Below are 18,135 nucleotides of genomic sequence, written 5' to 3' on the forward strand. Positions count from 1 at the left end.
ATGGCGAACCGACAAAGCGTTGTTTTTTCTGGAAAAATCAGGAAAACAGCGGTAACGCGAACACCGCAACGAGGCGGCAGGGGAAGGCCTGGCCGAACGGCCAGGCCGGAACATCACATCACTCGGTGGCGGCAGGCTTGGCCGTGGCCGCCTTGGCACGGGAAGCGCGCGGCTTCTTGGGCGTGGCCGGTGCCACACCTACGCCGGTAGCCTCGACGGTGGCGTCAGCCTTGGCCTCGCTCGCGCCGGTCTTGCCTGCACTGGGCTTGACCGCCTGCTTGACCTTGGAGGCGACCTTCTTGGCAGCCGATTCCACCTTCTCGGTCACGGACTCGCCGGCAGCTGAGGCTTCGGTAGCGGCCTTCTCGCTGCCACTCTTGGTCTTGCCGGTGGTGCGGGTCTTGCTGACGACGGGCTTGTCCGCGATCGCTGCAGCATCCTTGGTCGCACGAGGCTTCTTGGCCGCGGTCTTCTTGGCCACGCCTTCCTGTTCGGCTTCGTACAGTCGAGTCGCCATCTCCCAGTGGCGATCGTGTTCGTGGGCCGGCCGTCCTTCGGACTCCCAGATCTGATAGGCGAGCTGCTGGATGCGTTCGTCTTTTTGGGTCATTGCGGTGCGGCTCCTTGAGTGATGTCTTGTGTGCTGAGCAATCCAAGCGGAAAACGTGCCAGAACCTCGCCGACAGAAAGCTCTTTCTTCTGGTCATGGACAGATGTCGGGGCAAAAGTTTCCCCAAAACGGTACATGGACAAGGTTTCGGGGAGTTTTATCCGGGTGTCCTGCCAAGCCTCTGCAGAAAAGCGCAGCTTTCCGCTGTTCTCCAACAGTTCGGCGGCGTGCACCGGCACGATGACGATCACCGCCTGTTGCTCCCAGGTACGGGCGAAGGCCAGCACCCGATCGGCCTGGGCGCCCACTACGGTCAGAGGTAGGTAGCGACCTCCGGTGAACAGTTGCGGCTGCTGCTTGCGCAATTGCAGTACGGCAGCCAATACCTGTTGCTTGATCTCACCGTTCTGCCAGGCATCCAAGGCAGCATCGGCAGAGGCGTGCTTGGCCAGGGCCTGCTGCCGCGGGACGTAGTCCACGGCGCGACGGTTGTCCGGCTCCACCAGGCTGAAGTCCCAGAATTCACCGCCCTGGTAGAGGTCGGGCACGCCGGGCGCGGTGTTGCGCAGCAGCATCTGCACCAGGCCGTTCAGCGCACCGGCCGGGGCCAGCTCGCGGACCGCGGTGACGATCTCGCCGCGCAGCGCCCGGTATTTATCGTCGGTGAGCAGACCTTCCAGGAAGGCCTTGCAGGTCGCCTCGTAGTCGCCATTCGGCGCCCACCAGTCGGACTCCAGTTTTTCTTCGCGCAGGGCCTTTTCCTGCCACTGCAGCAGCCGCTCCAGATAGGCCTGCAGGCCCTGCTGGTCATCGGCTTGTAGATGCAGCGGCCAGCTGGCGAGAAGGGTCTGGTAGAGCATCAGTTCATCGCCCGGCGTCGGCGCCGGGGCATCGTTCCACTGGCCGCGCAGGGGGGCGGCCTGTTCCATCCAGCGGCTGACCTGGGCGATGTAGGCGTCGGGACGTTCCGAGACCACCGCCAGGCGCGCCCGGGTGTCTTCGCCACGCTTGTGGTCGTGGGTCGCGGTGGTCAGCATGTTGCGCGGGAAGTGTTCGGCACGCCAACCGCTCGCCTGGTGGAAGGCACTCACCGGCTGGGCGAAATGCTGCGGATCGAAGCCCACGTCGTTGCGCGATAGCAGCGGCGCGGAGCGGTAGCAGGCCGTGTCTTCCACCGCCTTGGCGGCGATCGGCGAGGTGAGCTGCTGGAACTTGGTGATGGCGCGCCGCTGTTCCCGGCGAGCCACGCTACCTACCGGCTTGTGACGCGGGGCGTCACCGCCCAGCCAGGCGCGTAGTTGTTCGAGCAGCGGCTGCTCCGCCTCCGTGACGTGGGGGCGGGCCGCTTCCAGCGCGGTATCGAACCATTGGGCATCGGCACCGGCGAAACCAGCCGCGCCGGCATAGGTACGATAGACCTTGAACTGCACGATCAGCTCAAGGAGCACCCGGCGGATGGCACCCTGGCTGGTGTCGCGGGTTCGCCAGTCCTGCTGGGCGAGCAGGTGTAGCGTGTGCACGGCCGATTCGAATTCACTGGACAGCGCGCCGGTGAGCACCAGGCGCCGGGCTTCCCGTACCTCTTCCAGGAAGTCCTCGGTGCGACCGGTCTGCTCGGCCCAGAACTGGCGCAGCGGCGCTTCACCGCTGGCGGCATGCTGCACCGCCGAGACCTCGTTCATGAACTCGTAGCCGGTGGTGCCATCGATGCCCCAGCCTTCGCGCAGCTGCTCGCCCTCGGCCAGGATCTTCTCGATGTAGATGGGGAAGCCATCTTCCGGTGCACCGCCGGCACGGCTGGCGCAGAGGTCGTCCACGCGGCGGCGCAGCTTGCGGCAATAGGCGCGCGGATTGGCCAGTCCGTCGATGTGATCCAGGCGCAGGCCGTCGAGCAGGCCTTCGCCGATCAGGCGGAAGATCAGCGAATGGGTTTCCTCGAACACCTCGTGGCGTTCCATGCGCAGGCCGCCTAGCTCGGTGATGTCGAAGAAGCGCCGCCAGTTGATGTCGTCCGAGGCGGTACGCCAGCTGGCCAGCCGATAGTGCTGGCTCTCCAGCAGGGCGTGCAGGCGTTCCTGGTTGGCAGCCTGGCTACCGTCGAAGGCGGCCACCGCCTTCTCGATCGCGGCCGCCACGGCCGGATCCCTGGCGGCATCCGCCAGCTGACGCTGGGCGCCGCGGGCTTCTTCCAGGTCCTTGGCACGCGCCGAGAAGGCATCGGCGAAAAGGCTCAGCTGGGGCAGATCGCTTTCGCGCAGGATCTGACCGTAGGTGCCGGGATTGATGGGGAAGTGGTGGGCGTAGTACTCCACGCGGAAAGCGCCTTGCTCGGTGTCGAACACCAGCTTGAGTTCGCCGGCCTGCAGCACGTTGCCATAGGCGTCACCGAGGAAGGGCAGCAGCACCTGGCCCTGCAGGTCCGGGTCCGGTCCGTACCAGTTGATGTCGTAGAAGCCGGCGTAGCGGCTCTGGCGACCCCACTCGAGGATATCCAACCACCAGGCATTCTCCGAACCGCCCACGTTGGTGTGGTTGGGCACGAAGTCGGCGATCAGGCCCATGCCGTGTTCGCGCAAACGGGCGACCAGGCGCCGCAGCGCCTCTTCACCGCCCAGCTCCGGGTTGACCCGGGTCGGGTCGACCACGTCGTAGCCGTGCACGGAGCCGGCGCGGGCGGTGGTGATGGGGGATGCATAGACATGGCTGATGCCCAGCTTGGCGTAGTACTCAACCAGGGGCAGGGCATCGTCGAAGGTGAAGTCCTTGTGGAACTGCAGGCGTACGGTAGCGCGCAAGCGACTCATCGAGTGTTCTCCGGATTGCTACGAGCAGTGCTCAGCACGCGTAGGCGTCGTTCAGGGGTAGCAGCGTTCAGCAGGCGTTCTGCCGGGTCGTCCCAGCGGCGCAGCCAATTGGGGTGTTCCTTGGTGGTGCCGGGCAGGTTGGCCTGCTCCAGCTGGCCCAGGGCGTCTTCCACCGGCAGGATGATCAGCGGCGCCGGGGTGCGGCCGATGAAGGCGATGGCAGCCTCGACGGCGGCCTCGACATTGCTTTCCCGGGTGTCGTCCAGCTTGAGCACCTTGGCCAGCTGCTGACGATCCTTGGCACGCTCGTCGAGACGGTCCTGGCGTGAGGTGCCGTCGGGCAGCAGCCCGAGTTCTTCCTGCCAGTAGGCATCGCGGCCCTGCCACCAGCCGGTGAGGGTCGGCAGGTCGTGGGTGGTGGGCATGCCCATGGCCGTGTCCGACCACTGCGCGGCAGGCTTGAAGGCCTCGCCGTCGCGCTCGAACAACAGCACCTGCATGCCCATGATGGCGCGCTCGGCCAGCCGCTCGCGAAAGCCCTCGGGTACGGTGCCCAGGTCTTCACCCATGACCACGCAGCGATGACGCCAGGATTCCAGCGCCACCAGTCGCAGCAGGTCGTCGATGGGGTAGGAGAGATAGGCACCGTCGGCCGGCGAAGCGCCCTCGGGCACCAGCCAGAGGCGTTGCAGCCCCATCACGTGGTCGATACGCACGCCACCGGCATGGGCGAAATTGGCCCGGAGCATCTCGATGAAGGCGCGGAAGCCATGCTTGACCATGCCGGTAGGCGAAAAGGCGGAAATGCCCCAGCCCTGGCCTTTCTGATTCAGCAGATCCGGCGGGCAGCCCACGGTGACCGAGGCCAGCAGCTCTTCCTGGCGACTCCAGGCCTGGCTACCGCCGCCATCGGCACCCACGGCGATGTCGGCGATCAGGCCGATCTTCATGCCCGCTTCGCGGCACTGCGCCTGGGCCGCGGACAGCCCTTCGCTGGCCAGCCACTGGGTGAAGGCGTAGAACTCCACGTCCTGGGCATGGCGTTCGGCGAATTCGGCCACGGCCGCATTCTTGGGATCGCGGTATTGCTGGGGCCAATGTTGCCAACTGGGCGAGGCATCGCCCTGGGTGAAGGAGGCATGCAGGGCTTCGAAGCGGCAATGGTTTTCCAGCGCGTCGCCACCGTCGCGGCGGAAGGCCTCGAAACGCTCGCGCAGCTCACCGCCGGCGGTGCGGAAGTCCAGGTGCAGGGTGCGCAGCAGGCGCAGGCGCAGCCTGGCCAAGGCGGGCCAATCGATCAGCTCCAGCTGCTCCAGGCGCTCGGCTTCCGCCTGCAGGCCCGCGCGCTGCATGGCCCGGCGGACGGGCTCGGCGCCCAGGACCAGCTCCGGCGCCGCATAGAGTACGTTGAAGAACACCCGACTCGACGGGGAGTAGGGGCTGTAGCGAGTGCCGTCGGCGCTGAACATGGCGTGCAGCGGGCTGATGGCCAGGGCGTCGGCACCCTTGCTGCCTGCGGCCTTGGCGAAGTGCACCAGGCTCTGCAGATCACCGGCGCCGCTGCCCCCTTCACGTCTGAGGCTGTAGAGCTGCACGGCCAGACCCCAGAGGCGGGCCTTCTCGTCGCCCGTGGCGTCGGCGATGGTGAAGCAGCGTTCCGGCGCGACGGCCAGGGTCAGGGCTTCGCCATCGACCTCGGCCTGGTGATAACCGGCTGCGCTGATTGGCGCCAGCTGTCCCTGGTCGTCGACCTGACCCTCCAGACGCTTGCCGCCTTCCAGCTGTACCTGGTAACGGACGCCGCGCTTGAACTGGTCCGGCGCACCAACCGGCTGGTCGACCACCGCGGTGAGGAGCGGCGGCAGATGGTGCTTGTCGCCCACCTCGGCTAGCTTGCGCAGGCTGGTGTCGATCTCGGCGTCACTGTCCGCCGGCAACTCGATGGCCTTGAGCAGATTGCGCAAGGCCTCGGGGCTCACCCGTTGGCGCTTGCCGTCGTAGGCGGTCCATTCGATGGCGATGCCAGCGGCCTTCGCCAGTTGTTCCAGACGATCCCCACTCATGCCTTCTTCTCCAGCCAGACCAGTGCCGAATGAGCGGCCAGCGTGCCGTCCCGGCGGCTAGGCGTCGCGGTGGCATCGCTGCTGTGGAGCAACTCGCCCCGCGGGGCCTCGTCCACCGGCACGGCCTTGTCGCTCAGGTTGAGTTCGATGGTCAGGCGGCTGCCGTCGGCGAGAGTCCAGCGCGCTCGTACGGCGCGATCGGCCAGGGCTTCGGCGCCTGCGGGACGAGCGCCTTCCAGGCGTGGGAAGAGTTCGCGACGGCGGATCTCCAGCAGCTCGCGGTACAGCCCCAGCCAAGCAGCGTGGTCGGGCTGATCGGCTTCGCCGAAATTGGGCTTGGAGTCTTCGAAGGTCTTGACGGCGTTCGGATCGGGGATCTGCTGGCGATGCTCTTCGCTGGTGAAGAAATCGAAGTCCTTGAATTCGTTGCGACGGCCGTCGCGGACCAGTTCGGCCAGCTCGTCGTTGTGGCTGGTGAAGAACAGGAAGGGTTGGCGGCTGCCCCATTCCTCGCCGATGAACAGTAACGGAATCATCGGGCTGAGCAGCAGCAGGGCGGTGGCGGCCTTCAGCGCCGGCGCGGGTGCGAGACGGGTCAGACGCTCACCGAAGGCACGGTTGCCGACCTGATCGTGGTTCTGCAGGAAGATGACGAACGCCGAGGCCGGCAGGTCCTTGCTCGGTTCACCACGGGCCTTGCCATGGCGGGTCTGCTCGCCCTGGTAGATGAAGCCTTCGCCCAGGCAGCGCACCAGCTTGGCTGTGGCGTCCTCGGTGAAGTCCTGATAGTAGCCTTCGTTTTCATCGGTCAGCATGGGGTGGATGACGTTGTGCCAATCGTCCGCCCACTGCGCGTTGTAGTGCTTGCCACCCAGCAGCGTGGCCGTGTTGTCTTCGTTCTCCAGCATCAGGTGGATGTGGCGACCCGGCTCGACGGTGCTGCGAATCTCCTCCGCCATCTCTTCGAGGAAGCCCTTGTCGTTGATGGCGTGGACGGCATCGAATCTCAGGCCATCGAAGCGGTACTCCATCAACCACATCAAGGCGTTGTCGATGAAGTAGCGGCGCACGGCGTCCTGGCGGAAATCGATGGCGGCGCCCCAGGGGGTATGGATGTCTTCGCGGAAGAAGCGCTCGGCATAGGCGTGCAGGTAGTTGCCGTCCGGCCCGAAGTGGTTGTAGACCACGTCCAGGTAGACCATGACGCCATGGCTGTGGGCGGTGTCGATCAGCGACTTGAGGTCGTCCGGGGTGCCATAGGAGGCCTCTACCGCGTAGGGCAGGACGCCGTCATAACCCCAGTTGCGGTCGCCGGGAAATTCCGACAGCGGCATCAGCTCGATGGCGGTGATGCCCAGCGCCGCTAGCCGCGGCACCAGCTTCTCGACGCCTGCGAAGCCACCCAGGGTGCCGACGTGCAATTCGTAGATGACGCTCTCGTGCCAGGGACGGCCCTGCCACTCGACGGTCTGCCAGTGGTAGGTGGTCGGGTCGATGACGATGCTCGGCTCGTGCACATCGCCGGCCTGGGCGCGGGAGGCCGGGTCGGGGACCAGCAGGTCCTTGATCTGGTAGCGATAACGGGTGCCGGGACCGCATTGGGCCTCCACCGCGAACCAGCCGTCTTGCTCGGCTTCCATGGGGATGGTCATGCCACCTTCCAGGACGACCGACACGGCGTCGGCGCTGGGCGCCCAGAAGTGGAAGAGGGTGCGTTCCTTGCTCACCAGGGTGGCACCGGCACGGGTCTGCCATGCATAGCCCCCGGTTACCGCGGCTGCTTCGCGCGAAATATCAGTCATGGATAGAGAACTCCCGAAACCGGACGGCAGAATAGACGCTGCGGCCCAGTTGGCCGCAGTTGCTGTTATGACCGGTGAGAGTTACTCAAAGTTAGGCGGGGAAAGCGCTTTTCGTCGGCCTTTTGGCGAAGGAAAAGCGCTTGGTAGTCAGGTTGCGCCTCAGGCGCCGACCTGACGCTCCTGGTGAGCGGTGGCCTGAAGCAGATCGAGGTACAGCGAGGCATAGGGCTTGGCACATTCGGACCAGAAGAACGGGCCCTGCATGGCCCGGTGACGCATGGCCAGCAGCAGGTCCTGACGTTCGAACACACCCAGGGCGCGGTCGATGGCGCCAAGGTAGTTTTCCAGCGACAGCGGGGCGAACAGGAAGCCGGTGGTGCCGTCCTCGATGCTGTCGGCCAGACCCCCGGTGCGGGTGGCGATCGGCAGGGAGGCGAAACGCTGGGCGTACATCTGGCTCAGGCCGCAAGGCTCGAAGCGCGAAGGCATCAGCAGGAAATCGCTACCGGCGTACATGCGCCGCGCTTCGGTTTCGCAGAAGCCGATGTGGGCGCTGACGCGACCGGGGTAGCGCAAGGCCAGGGCCCGCACCTGACGCTCGATGTGCGGCTCGCCACAGCCGATGATCATCAGCTGACCGCCGCGGGCAACGATGTGATCGGCGGCCTGGATGGTCAAGTCGATGCCTTTCTGCTGAACCAGGCGCGAGACCACCGCGAACAGCGGACCATTGGATGGTTCCAGGCCGAATTCCTCGCGAATGCGCGTAGCGTTGACCGCCTTGCCGTCCCAGTCGGATTCGGTGAACTGCTGGCACAGGTGCGGATCACTGCAGGCGCTCCAGCCATCGTCGATGCCGTTGAGAAGGCCGGTCAGCTTGCCTGCCCGTGCCTTGACCTGCAACAACCCTTCCAGGCCGCACCCGAACTCGGGCGTGGTGATCTCGTGCGCATAGGTGTGGCTGACCGTGGTGATATGGTCGGCATAGACCAGGCCCGCCTTGAGAAAGGAGACCTTGCCCCAGAACTCGAGGCCTTCCATCTGGAAGGCGTGGGCGGGAATGTCCAGATCGGCCATGACCGAGGCAGGGAACAGACCCTGGTAGGCCAGGTTGTGGATGGTGGTCAGGCAAGGGGTGCTAGCACCCTTCCAGCGTAGGTAGCCGGCGGCGAGGCCGGTTTGCCAGTCGTTGAGGTGCAGCAGGTCCGGAACCCAGCGAATGGAGGCGTCGCCCAGGGCGAAATCGGCGGCCGCACTGGCCAGACGACCGAAGCGGATATGGTTGTCGGTCCAATCGGCGCCGTTCAGGTCGCCGTAGGGATTGCCCGGACGCTCATAGAGCTCGGGGCAGATCAGCACATAGACGACCAGGCCATCTTCCAGGTTGACGCGGCCGATCTCGCAGGCCGGCATCGCAGCACGGGCGGCGATGCGGCCGACCATCTGGACGCGGTCCTTGATGGCGGCCATCACCTGACGATAGCCGGGGATCAGCACCCGGACGTCATGGGAGGCGGCGAGTGCGCGGGGCAGCGCGCCGGAAACCTCGCCCAGGCCACCGGCCTTGACGAAGTCGGAAATTTCCGGGGTCACGAAAAGAATGCGTTTGCGGCTTTCGACAACGGAGCTCAGCGTCAGCTGAGGCTCATCCGTGCGCTTGCGAGGAGAGCTGGATCTGGTGGAACGAGTGGCAGTTTCAACGGGCTCCAGAGCCCCAAATTTCCCCACGACGGCATTTGCCATGGTGCGCTCCCAATGCAGCAAGTTCGAGACTGAGGTTTACCTGATTGCTTCTTCCTGAAGCTCGGTGCTCCTGGTTCAAAAACGCCTACAGCCGAGCTGCTACAGCCTTTTTGCCGGTCACCTCTTCTGAGATGTCTGGATCTAGGCGAGAACTGCTTCGCGGATTTCCAGATTGCTCTCGCACTGACTCTCGGACAACGTCACAAGTTTCCCGCTCGAATGTTGCGGTCCTGCTTCGTATTGCCAGATGCATGCCCGAAAGCGGGCGCTCATGCTTGGTATGCTAAGGACTAGACCGCTGGTGAACCGCTTAATGGCCGCCAGATCGAGGCAATTGGCCGATAAATCAGACTTCTGGCTGGCGTACCGCCGGCTCGTGCCTTTCGTCGGATCGTGGTGTGGGAAGCGCATCGCGACGTCCCAGTTCGGTTCGCAGCTTGGGCAGGCAAAGGGGAAATTCACGATTGATGTAGGTGATCAGCCGTTCCCGCACGAAGCAGCGCAGGTCCCAGTTCCTGGATGAATCGCCCGAGCTCACCAGCACCCTGATCTGGATGGAATCGTGGGCGGCATCGGTCACCTGCAGCACGCAGACACGCTCGTCCCACAAATGGGGCACCTCGGCACAGGCGCGTTCCAATTCGGTGCGGATCGGTGCCAGGGGCAGGGAATAGTCAACCCATATGAAAACCGATCCGATCAGGCTGGAGGAAGAGCGCGTCCAGTTCTGGAAGGGTGTCTCGATGAAGTATTGCAGAGGAACGACCAGGCGACGGTCGTCCCAGATGCGTACCACCACGTAGGTGCCGGTGATCTCTTCCACTCGGCCCCATTCCCCCTCGACGATGACCACGTCGTCCAGTCGGATCGGCTGCGTCACGGCGATTTGCAGACCGGCGATGAGATTGCCGAGTACCGGGCGCGCGGCGATACCCGCAACCAGGCCGGCGACACCGGCGGAGGCGAGTAGACTGGCACCCACCTGGCGAACCGCGGGGAAGGTCATCAGCATCAGGGCGATACCTACCAGCAGCACGATGAAGCTGAGGCTGCGTACCAGTACCCGATTCTGCGTCTGGATACGCCGCGCTCGCAGGTTGTCCACCACATCCACGGGATTGCGCAGGGCGATGGTCGCTCCAACGGCCTTGACCGCCCTGAGACCCAGCCAGGTGAAGGCAGCGATACTCAGCAGACCGGTGATGTGCTGTACCGCGCGCAACAGCGGCAGGGCATCGGGTGCGGAATTCCAGACACCTTGCAGCACCACCAGGGGTACCGCCAGCCGCGCCGGCTTCTCGGCGTATTTCACCAGGTTGCGCGCCAACAGGAAGGGGTTGGCCAGCCGGCGAATGGCCGCGAACGCCAGCATCAGGAGGATGGTGCTGATCAGCAGGGCGACCCCTGCCGCGATCAGCGTGGTGATCCAGGGGGCGTTGAGCCAACCTGTCCAGTCGATGGCCGTCATGCGCATTTCCTCAGGCAGACGGCTCCCCGGGATCCTGAAAAGCTGACGCGTCGGAATCGCGGGAAGCCTTTCGAGATACCTGTTTTCCGACTGAGGTGCTCCGCCACGGTTCCCCGAGGGTTTGACAAAACGCGTTGCTCTTTAATACCACCCCTGAAGAAAAACTCTTCTGACTCACGGCAGACTTTTCGGTCGATCAGTGGGGCAGGATGTCGCACCTCGCGTCTAAGCTCAGAGGAGACTGCGCAGCGAACGCAGGATAGGAGTAGAATTCGCGCCCCAACGAGATACGTCCAGTCAGATGGCGGACCTGCGGAGATCGAGACGGATTTATGAAGCCAGTGGTAGTGGTTGTCGAAGACGAGAACATGTTGCTCGGGCTGATGGAAGAGGTGCTCGAAGGCGAAGGCTTTCAGGTGCATACCTTCGGTACCGCGGACCAAGCCTGGGAATACCTGTCGAATGCGCGTCCGACGCCGGATCTGCTGATCACCGACGTCCGCATGCCGGGCGCTATCGACGGCCTGGAGCTGGCGCGCCGCGTCAAGCAGCAGCTGCCGGGTCTGCCCATCATCGTCTCTTCGGGTTATTTCGAAGAACTCCAGCCCGAGCGCGCCCCGGATATCTACTATCTCCCCAAGCCCTGGCGCTTTGACGATCTGCTGGCCGGCTGCTTCCGCTTCCTCAATCAGCGCAAAGGCTGATTGCCGCCTTCCGCGGCCTGGTTCCAGGCCGTGGTCTTCCCTGGGATGGAAGCGGATGGTGTCTGTAATCCTCCAGCACCCCGCCTAAGCTGATTCCATTTCGTTATTTATCTGACGATCCTTAGATCGTTTAGCTTCGCCTCCTCCAGGCATCGAGTCGATGCCGAGGGCGCGCCCCGGCGTGCCTGCCGACAAGGAGGCCTCATGAATTCGCTCATCAAATCCCTGGCCCTGGCCGTAGGCCTGGCCACGCTCGCAGGACAGGCGACCGCTGCCGAGCTGGTGGTCGGCTACCAGACGGGTGTCGATCCCTCCAAGGTCGCCCAGGCCGATGGCCGCTACGACCAGGCGATTGGCCAGAAGATCGACTGGCGTCGTTTCAATAGCGGTCCCGAGGTCGTCGCCGCGCTGGCGTCGGGTGATTTGCAGATCGGCAATCTCGGTTCCAGCCCGCTGGCGGCGGCCACCTCGCGCAAGCTGCCGCTGGTGACGTTCATCGTCTCCGCGCAGATCGATTCCGCCGAAGCCCTGGTCGTACGCGATGGCAGCGGGATCGACACACCCGAGCAACTGGTCGGCAAGACCATCGCCACACCCTTCGTCTCCACGTCGCACTACAGCCTGCTGGGAGCCCTCAAGCACTGGGGTGTGGATCCGACCAAGGTCAAGATCGTCAACCTCAATCCCACCGAGATCGCCGCCGCTTGGCGCCGCGGTGACATCGATGGCGCCTTCGTCTGGTCACCCGCACTGGGCGAGATCAAGAAGAACGGCAAGGTCCTCGCCGATGCGGCCCAGGTGGGCAGGTGGGGCACGCCGACCTTCGAGGTCTGGGTGGCGCGCAAGGACTTCGCTGAAAAGCATCCCGACATCATCGCCCAGTACGCCAAGGTCACCTTGCAGGCCTTCGCCGACTACCAGGCCCATGGCAAGGCGTGGGATGCGCACTCCGAGCAGGCCAGGAAGATCGCCCGGCTGACTGGCGCGGACGCCGCGGACGTCCCTGAATTACTGGCCGGCTCGCGTTATCCGGATGCCCAGGCGCAACTCGGGCCGGATCTGCTCGGTGGCGGCACGGCCAAGGCCATCGCCCGCACCGCCGAATTCCTCAAGGAACAGAAGCGTATTCCCACGGTGCTCGACGACTACTCGCCCTATGTCAGCGCCGAGTACGTCCGCAAGGCCCAATGACGATCCCTTTCACGCCGCGATTCGCCCCTCTCCGGAGGAGCTTTTTTCCGACAGGAGCCGGTCATGAGTCGACTCACCCTGGAACAGGCCAGCCTCGGATTCGTCCGCGGTGGCCGTCGTCAACCGATCCTGCAGCGTCTCGACCTCGCGGTGGAGAAGGGTGCCTCCCTGGTCGCCCTCGGTCCATCCGGCTGTGGCAAATCCAGCCTGCTCAACGTGCTCGCCGGTTTCCAATCCCTGGATGAAGGGCGCGTGCAGCTCGATGGCCGGACCCTTGAGGGGCCGGGCGGCGAACGCGGCGTGGTGTTCCAGGACGATGCCCTGATGCCCTGGCTCGATGCGCTCGATAACGTCGCCCTGGGCCTGCGCTTGCGTGGGCTGGGTCGCCGGGAACGCGAGGCCAGGGCCCGCGAGATGCTCGAACTGGTGGGGTTGGCGCACCATGCCGAGCACGCCATCGGCGAGCTGTCCGGTGGTCAGCGCCAACGCCTGGGTCTTGCCCGTGCCCTGGCGGTGGATCCGGATTTCCTCCTGCTGGACGAGCCCTTCGGCGCCCTCGATGCCCTGACCCGGGAACGCATGCAGGTGCTGTTGCTGGACGTGTGGAAACGCACGGGAAAGGGCCTGTTCCTCATTACCCATAGCGTCGACGAGGCGCTGTTCCTGGCGACCGAGCTCCTGGTGCTGGACGGGCCGCCCGCGCAGATCGTTCGCCGCCTGCCGGTGCCTTTCGCCCGCCGCTATCTGGCGGGGGAGCCCGTCCGCGAGATCAAGGCCGATCCCCGCTTCGCCGAGTTGCGCCAGGAGCTGCTCGACCTCTTTCTACAGGAGTCTCCCGATCATGTCCTCTGACACCCTGGCAACCTCCCTCCGGGATACCCGGGAACGCCGTCGGCTGCACCTGGACCGCCGCCGCGTGGCAGCGCTGGGTACTCTGGTTGGCGTGGCGACGCTCTGGTGGAGCGCGACCCACCTGGGTTGGGTGGATACCCTGTTCCTCCCATCTCCCGAACAACTGCTGGTCGCCTTGCAGGGGTTGCTCGCCGAGGGTTATCTGGACGCCAGTCTCTGGCAGCACCTGGGCACCAGCCTGCTGCGAGTGCTGGCTGCGCTGCTAGCCGCCGTGCTGACCGCGGTACCCCTGGGGATCGCTATGGGCCTCAACCCGACGCTGAATGCCGCGCTGGATCCACTGGTGGAGTTCTATCGTCCGATTCCGCCGCTGGCCTACCTGCCGCTGATGGTGATCTGGTTCGGCATCGGCGAGCTGTCCAAGGTACTGCTGATCTATCTGGCGCTGTTCGCGCCCTTGCTGATCGCCACCGTGGGTGGGGTGCGCCGGGTCGATCAGGCTCGACTCCAGGCCGTGCGTTGCCTGGGCGCCTCGCGAGGGCAGGTGGTGCGTCACGTCATCCTTCCCAGTGCCTTGCCGGACATCCTCACCGGTCTGCGTATCGCCTTGGGCGTGGGCTGGTCGACCCTGGTGGCCGCTGAACTCATCGCCGCCAATCGGGGGCTGGGCTTCATGGTGCAGTCAGCCGCCCAGTTCATGGCCACCGATGTGGTCGTGGTGGGCATCCTGCTGATCGCCAGCATTGCCCTGTCCATCGAACTGGGCCTGCGCGCTCTGCAGCGGCGCTACGCCGGCTGGAACTAAGGGGGCAGCGATGACCATCACCTTCGAACGTCTGAGCCCAGCCCTCGGTGCACGCATCCATGGCCTGGATCTGCGCGAGCCCCTGGATGCGGCTAGCCACGCCGAGCTGCACCAAGGATTGCTGGAGCATCAGGTGCTGTTCCTGCGTGACCAGTTGCTCACGCCGCGCCAGCAACGGGACGTGGCGGCCCATTTCGGCGATCTGCACATCCATCCGATCTATCCCAGGCATCCCGAGCAGCAGGAAATCCTGGTGCTGGATACCGAGTTGAACGACCTGCGCGACAATGCGCTCTGGCATACCGACGTGACCTTCATCCAGACGCCGCCACTGGGGTCGCTGCTCAGCGCGCGCCAGGTGCCTCCCTATGGCGGCGATACCCTCTGGGCGAGCAGTTCCGCCGCCTATGCGGCGTTGTCCGCGCCCCTTCGCGAGTTGCTCGACGGTCTCAGCGCCTGGCATGACCTGAGCAAATCCTTTCCGTTGGAACGCTTCGGCCATACGCCAGAAGGCTTGCAGCGTTTCGACGCGGCACGCGCTGCCAACCCGCCGGTGCGCCATCCGGTGGTGAGGGTGCACCCGGAAACCGGGTGCAAAGGGCTTTTCGTCAGCGCCGGCTTCACTACCCGGATCGCCGAGCTGGAAGAGGCGGAGAGCGAGGCGCTGCTGCAACTGTTGTTCGCCCACGCCGCCCGACCGGAATTCCAGGTGCGCTGGCAGTGGCAGGCAGGCGATCTGGCCTTCTGGGACAACCGCATCACTCAGCACTATGCCTGTGACGACTATCGTCCGCAGCGGCGCGTGATGCACCGGGCGACCATTCTGGGGGACCGTCCATACGGGCCGGGCGAGAGGGTGTGATGACCCATCCCGCGGCAGGGATGGGCCAGCGTCTCAGCGGGGAGATCAGGCCCCCAGGACGTCGACCAGCCCCAGGACGAAGAACAGCACGATGCACACCGCCGCCACGACGACGAGGATGAAGCGCGGATCCTTGATGGCCTTCCATATGGCCTGACGATTGCTGCACGACCTTTCCATGACGCCGCTCCAGGAGGAAAGCCGGCGAGCTTAAAGCATCGCCGGGGGTGGCGAACAGCGGGGCAGGGCGGCCCTCGTCGGCATTTCTGGCCGCTTCGGCCCCTAGGCGACGCCGATCTTCCACTGCGGCGGTGGCGGCGTGCCGTTGACCGCGAAGTCACCGACGATGCGATCCTTGTAGATGCGCGGGTTGTGGGAGGCGAGGGTACGCGCATTGCGCCAGAAGCGATCCAGTCCCTGGGGTCTCAGCGTGGCCGAGGCGCCCAGGGCGTCGAACAGGCGTCCGGACGCGTCGATGATCAGGTCCGTGACCACATTGAGCGACTGGCAGACCTCCAGTTCGGCCAGTTCCACCGCGCGATCCTCGGCGGCCTGGTCGTCCGTCTGCCTGAGGTCATGCACGCGCTGCAGCGCCTCGGCATTCTTCAGGGCGATCACCCCGGCGCAGTAGGCGGCGCTGCGCACCTGGCCTACCACGGCGAGCACCTGTGGATCCTGGCTGACACGGTCGGCATTACCGATGGTGAAGGTGCGGGTACGAACGGCGACTGCGGCCGCTACCTCGCTGCTCATGGCGCGCCCCATGCCCGCCAGGTTGGCGAGGTGAAAGACCTGGAAGAAGCCGGGCGAATAACGGAAGCGCTCGCCCACCGGCACCACGTCCGCAGGCTCAATGCGCACATTGCTGAAGGTCGCCGTGCCACTGGCAGTCAGGGTCTGGCCGAAGCCATTCCAGTCGTCCGCCACCTCGACGCCGGGGGCATCGCGGCGGACGGTGACCATGACGCGATTGCCGGCGTCGTCGGTGGCGCCTACGTCGATCCAGTCCGCATAGAGCGAGCCCGTGGTATAGAACTTGGTGCCGGAGAGCAGCAGGGCGTCACCCGCCCGGCGCACGCGGGTACTGAATTCGGCGCGCCGGGCATCGCCGACCTCGCTGGAGGCCGGGCCCAGGGTTTCACCCGCGGCGATCCGGGCGAACCAGCGGCTGCGGCGGTCCTGATCATCGCTGTTGAGCAAGCCTTCGACAAAGCCCATGTGGCCGCGCAGCGCCTGGACCAGATTGGAATCCGCCTCGCCCAGTTCGATGAGCAGGGCGAACAGTTCCGGCAGGGTGACGCCCGCGCCGCCGTACTCGATCGGTAACCGCAAGGCGGTGAAACCGGCGGCCTTGAGCCAGGCCAGTTCCTCGACCGGCAGTCGCCGCTGCACCTCGCGGTCTATCGCACCCGCGCGGATACGGTGGAACAGCGGCTGAAAGCGGGCCGAGAGTTCGGCGTGGCGCGCGGAAGGGCCGGCGCCCCAGCCTGCGGAAATGATGCTCATGGGAAAGGAGATCCTTCTGGTGGTGTCGGGAGAGATGCGAAACGGGCGCGGTCAGGACGGGCCGTCTCGGCCTGGGCTGCGCTGGTGCGGCCGACCAGGGCGATCGCCGCCAGCAGACGGCGGCCGAAGCGTTTCACGACCGATACCTGAGCTACGGGACGGTACCGGTAGACGGTGTTAACCCGTCTCGACGCTTGCCCGCTGGCCTTGCACGGGACTCGATCGGGGAAGGGTGGGCAGGCTCACCAGTACGGAACATCTTGTTGGATAAAAGCATGGCGGACTTTGATGGGCGCAAAATTGGCTCAAGTCTAGAAGGCGCTTAAAGCAAATGGCCAGTTTTCAAAAGTACTAAGGATATGTCTAGAATTATCGCTCGCTAGAAGTGTTGCTCCGGCAGCAGTTGGCCTGGCATGGAGAATTATTTATAAGTTCATGATTTTAATGGCCAGTCTGAGTGATGGGTAGATGCTGAGGAATTACAGAGGGAAGACGTTGAATATCGGGCTATTGAATGGGTGGCAGCGCCGAATGACATCTTGTTCATGAAGTAATGCCTTAACGATATTTCACTTCTCGATTGTTTTTTCCTAGGGTCGCCTTTGATTTCTGGTTATCAGGGCCCTGTGGTGACTGTCTATCTCGATACGCGGCATCGCCGCTTGGTCAAATTACTCCTGCATACGTCCACCGCCCGAAGCGAGTGGCCTACCTGGGGGCTGGTTGCGGGTGTCTACGCGAGCTGGCTGATGCTCGTCCTGGCCTGGCCGCTGCTTGGCTACTGGACCCTGCCACCGCTGATCCTGGTCGTCGTGCTGCATCAGTCGCTGCAGCACGAGTTGATCCATGGTCATCCCACGCGATGGCCCCGGGTAAATGCCCTGCTGGCCTATCCACCCCTCGGTCTCTGGTTTCCCTTTCCGCTCTATCGCGACAGCCATCTGGCGCACCATCGGCGCGAGAACCTTACCGACCCAGACCTCGATCCCGAGAGCCGCTATGTGGATGGTGAGGTCTGGGAGCGAAGAGGACAGGCCGGACGTGCGTTGCTCTGGCTGGACAAGACCTTGCTCGGGCGTGTCCTGGTGGGACCGGTGTTGTCGTTGCACGGCATGCTGGAGCTCGAAGTACGGCGCTGCCAACGTGGAGAGCGGGACGTGCTGGGCGTCTGGCTGATCCACCTGACACTGTGTGCAGGCCTGCTCCTGGCGATCCACTGGCTTTCTGGAATGCCCCTGGCGGTCTATGTGCTGGGGGTAGCCTGGCCGGCGCTGGCCTTGGCGCTGATCAGATCCTTCTACGAGCACCGCCCGGCGCTGGATCCTGCGCAAAGATGTGTGCTCAACGAGAGTGGCGGGGCGCTCCGCTGGCTGTTTCTCAACAATACCCTGCACCTGGTCCACCACGATCTGCCAGGCTTGCCCTGGTATTTCCTTCCGCGGGTCTACCGCGCCAGGCGTAGCGCCTATCAGGCGCGCAGCGGTGATTTCGTGTTTTCCGGCTATCGCGAGCTGGGTCGACGTTTCGCCTGGCGGGCCGTGGATGCGCCGCTCCATCCCGCCACGCAGCGTTCAGCGCACCCGTCCGCGGATCGGAGGCGACCCTGCGTATCCTGTCTTCCTTGGTAATACCACCCCTTTACTGCAGCGCGCTCCTGCCGCCACCTCACAAACCAACTTGTCGACAAGGAAGGGCGTTGCGCGAGACGGCTCTGGTGGCTCTGCT

At 64.8% G+C, this 18,135-nt stretch carries 14 protein-coding genes; 6 read left to right on the forward strand and 8 right to left on the reverse strand.

Features of this window, described 5'->3' with window-relative positions:
* Positions 1 to 118: 118 nt before the first annotated feature.
* The 6 genes from RCF34_RS00235 to RCF34_RS00260 all read right to left on the reverse strand — a co-directional run bounded on the left by RCF34_RS00235 (position 119) and on the right by RCF34_RS00260 (position 10,490).
* Positions 119 to 610: a DUF2934 domain-containing protein gene (locus tag RCF34_RS00235; protein WP_308706340.1), complete on the reverse strand. Its 492-nt coding sequence runs from the start codon at positions 608 to 610 to the stop codon at positions 119 to 121.
* The gene (gene treY, locus RCF34_RS00240) at positions 607 to 3,414 is read right to left on the reverse strand and encodes a malto-oligosyltrehalose synthase (RefSeq protein WP_308706341.1); all 2,808 of its coding nucleotides are present in this window, start codon (positions 3,412 to 3,414) and stop codon (positions 607 to 609) included. Before treY ends, RCF34_RS00235 begins: the two co-directional genes overlap by 4 nt.
* Positions 3,411 to 5,477 carry a 4-alpha-glucanotransferase gene (malQ, locus tag RCF34_RS00245; protein ID WP_308706342.1) on the reverse strand — a complete coding sequence of 689 codons (2,067 nt, stop codon included), beginning with the start codon at positions 5,475 to 5,477 and terminating at the stop codon, positions 3,411 to 3,413. The genes treY and malQ overlap by 4 nt, the downstream gene beginning before the upstream one ends.
* Positions 5,474 to 7,279 (reverse strand): malto-oligosyltrehalose trehalohydrolase, encoded by a 1,806-nt coding sequence (treZ, locus tag RCF34_RS00250; protein WP_308706343.1) that lies wholly within the window; start codon positions 7,277 to 7,279, stop codon positions 5,474 to 5,476. The genes malQ and treZ overlap by 4 nt, the downstream gene beginning before the upstream one ends.
* 159 nt (positions 7,280 to 7,438) lie before the next feature.
* On the reverse strand, positions 7,439 to 9,022 hold the full coding sequence (gene glgA / locus RCF34_RS00255; protein WP_308706344.1) for a glycogen synthase GlgA: 1,584 nt from the start codon (positions 9,020 to 9,022) through the stop codon (positions 7,439 to 7,441).
* Positions 9,023 to 9,368: 346 nt separating this feature from the next.
* Positions 9,369 to 10,490 (reverse strand): mechanosensitive ion channel domain-containing protein, encoded by a 1,122-nt coding sequence (locus RCF34_RS00260; RefSeq protein ID WP_308706345.1) that lies wholly within the window; start codon positions 10,488 to 10,490, stop codon positions 9,369 to 9,371.
* A gap of 332 nt (positions 10,491 to 10,822) precedes the next feature.
* Here RCF34_RS00260 and RCF34_RS00265 point away from each other — a divergent pair, with 332 nt between their 5' ends.
* From RCF34_RS00265 to tauD, 5 genes are all read left to right on the forward strand, one after another.
* Positions 10,823 to 11,194 (forward strand): response regulator, encoded by a 372-nt coding sequence (locus RCF34_RS00265; RefSeq protein WP_308706346.1) that lies wholly within the window; start codon positions 10,823 to 10,825, stop codon positions 11,192 to 11,194.
* 204 nt (positions 11,195 to 11,398) lie between these two features.
* Positions 11,399 to 12,385: a taurine ABC transporter substrate-binding protein gene (gene tauA, locus RCF34_RS00270; protein ID WP_308706347.1), complete on the forward strand. Its 987-nt coding sequence runs from the start codon at positions 11,399 to 11,401 to the stop codon at positions 12,383 to 12,385.
* A 63-nt stretch (positions 12,386 to 12,448) separates the two neighbouring features.
* Positions 12,449 to 13,237 (forward strand): ATP-binding cassette domain-containing protein, encoded by a 789-nt coding sequence (locus RCF34_RS00275; RefSeq protein WP_308706348.1) that lies wholly within the window; start codon positions 12,449 to 12,451, stop codon positions 13,235 to 13,237.
* Complete coding sequence (gene tauC, locus RCF34_RS00280) at positions 13,227 to 14,042, forward strand: taurine ABC transporter permease TauC (protein WP_308706349.1); 816 nt, start codon at positions 13,227 to 13,229, stop codon at positions 14,040 to 14,042. Before RCF34_RS00275 ends, tauC begins: the two co-directional genes overlap by 11 nt.
* Before the next feature lie 10 nt (positions 14,043 to 14,052).
* Positions 14,053 to 14,904, forward strand: a complete 852-nt coding sequence (gene tauD, locus RCF34_RS00285; protein ID WP_308706350.1) for a taurine dioxygenase — start codon at positions 14,053 to 14,055, stop codon at positions 14,902 to 14,904.
* A 45-nt stretch (positions 14,905 to 14,949) separates the two neighbouring features.
* Here tauD and RCF34_RS00290 read toward each other — a convergent pair whose 3' ends face one another.
* Entirely contained in the window at positions 14,950 to 15,084 is a 135-nt protein-coding gene (locus tag RCF34_RS00290; protein ID WP_308706351.1) for a hypothetical protein, read from the reverse strand.
* A gap of 102 nt (positions 15,085 to 15,186) precedes the next feature.
* Positions 15,187 to 16,410 (reverse strand): acyl-CoA dehydrogenase family protein, encoded by a 1,224-nt coding sequence (locus RCF34_RS00295; RefSeq protein ID WP_308706352.1) that lies wholly within the window; start codon positions 16,408 to 16,410, stop codon positions 15,187 to 15,189.
* A 629-nt stretch (positions 16,411 to 17,039) separates the two neighbouring features.
* Here RCF34_RS00295 and RCF34_RS00300 point away from each other — a divergent pair.
* A complete protein-coding gene (locus tag RCF34_RS00300) occupies positions 17,040 to 18,038 on the forward strand; it encodes a fatty acid desaturase (protein WP_308706353.1) in 999 nt (332 codons plus the stop codon).
* The last annotated feature ends 97 nt before the right edge of the window (positions 18,039 to 18,135 follow it).

It is taken from the genome of Pseudomonas sp. 102515, from assembly GCF_031085165.1.
Lineage (GTDB): Bacteria > Pseudomonadota > Gammaproteobacteria > Pseudomonadales > Pseudomonadaceae > Chryseomonas.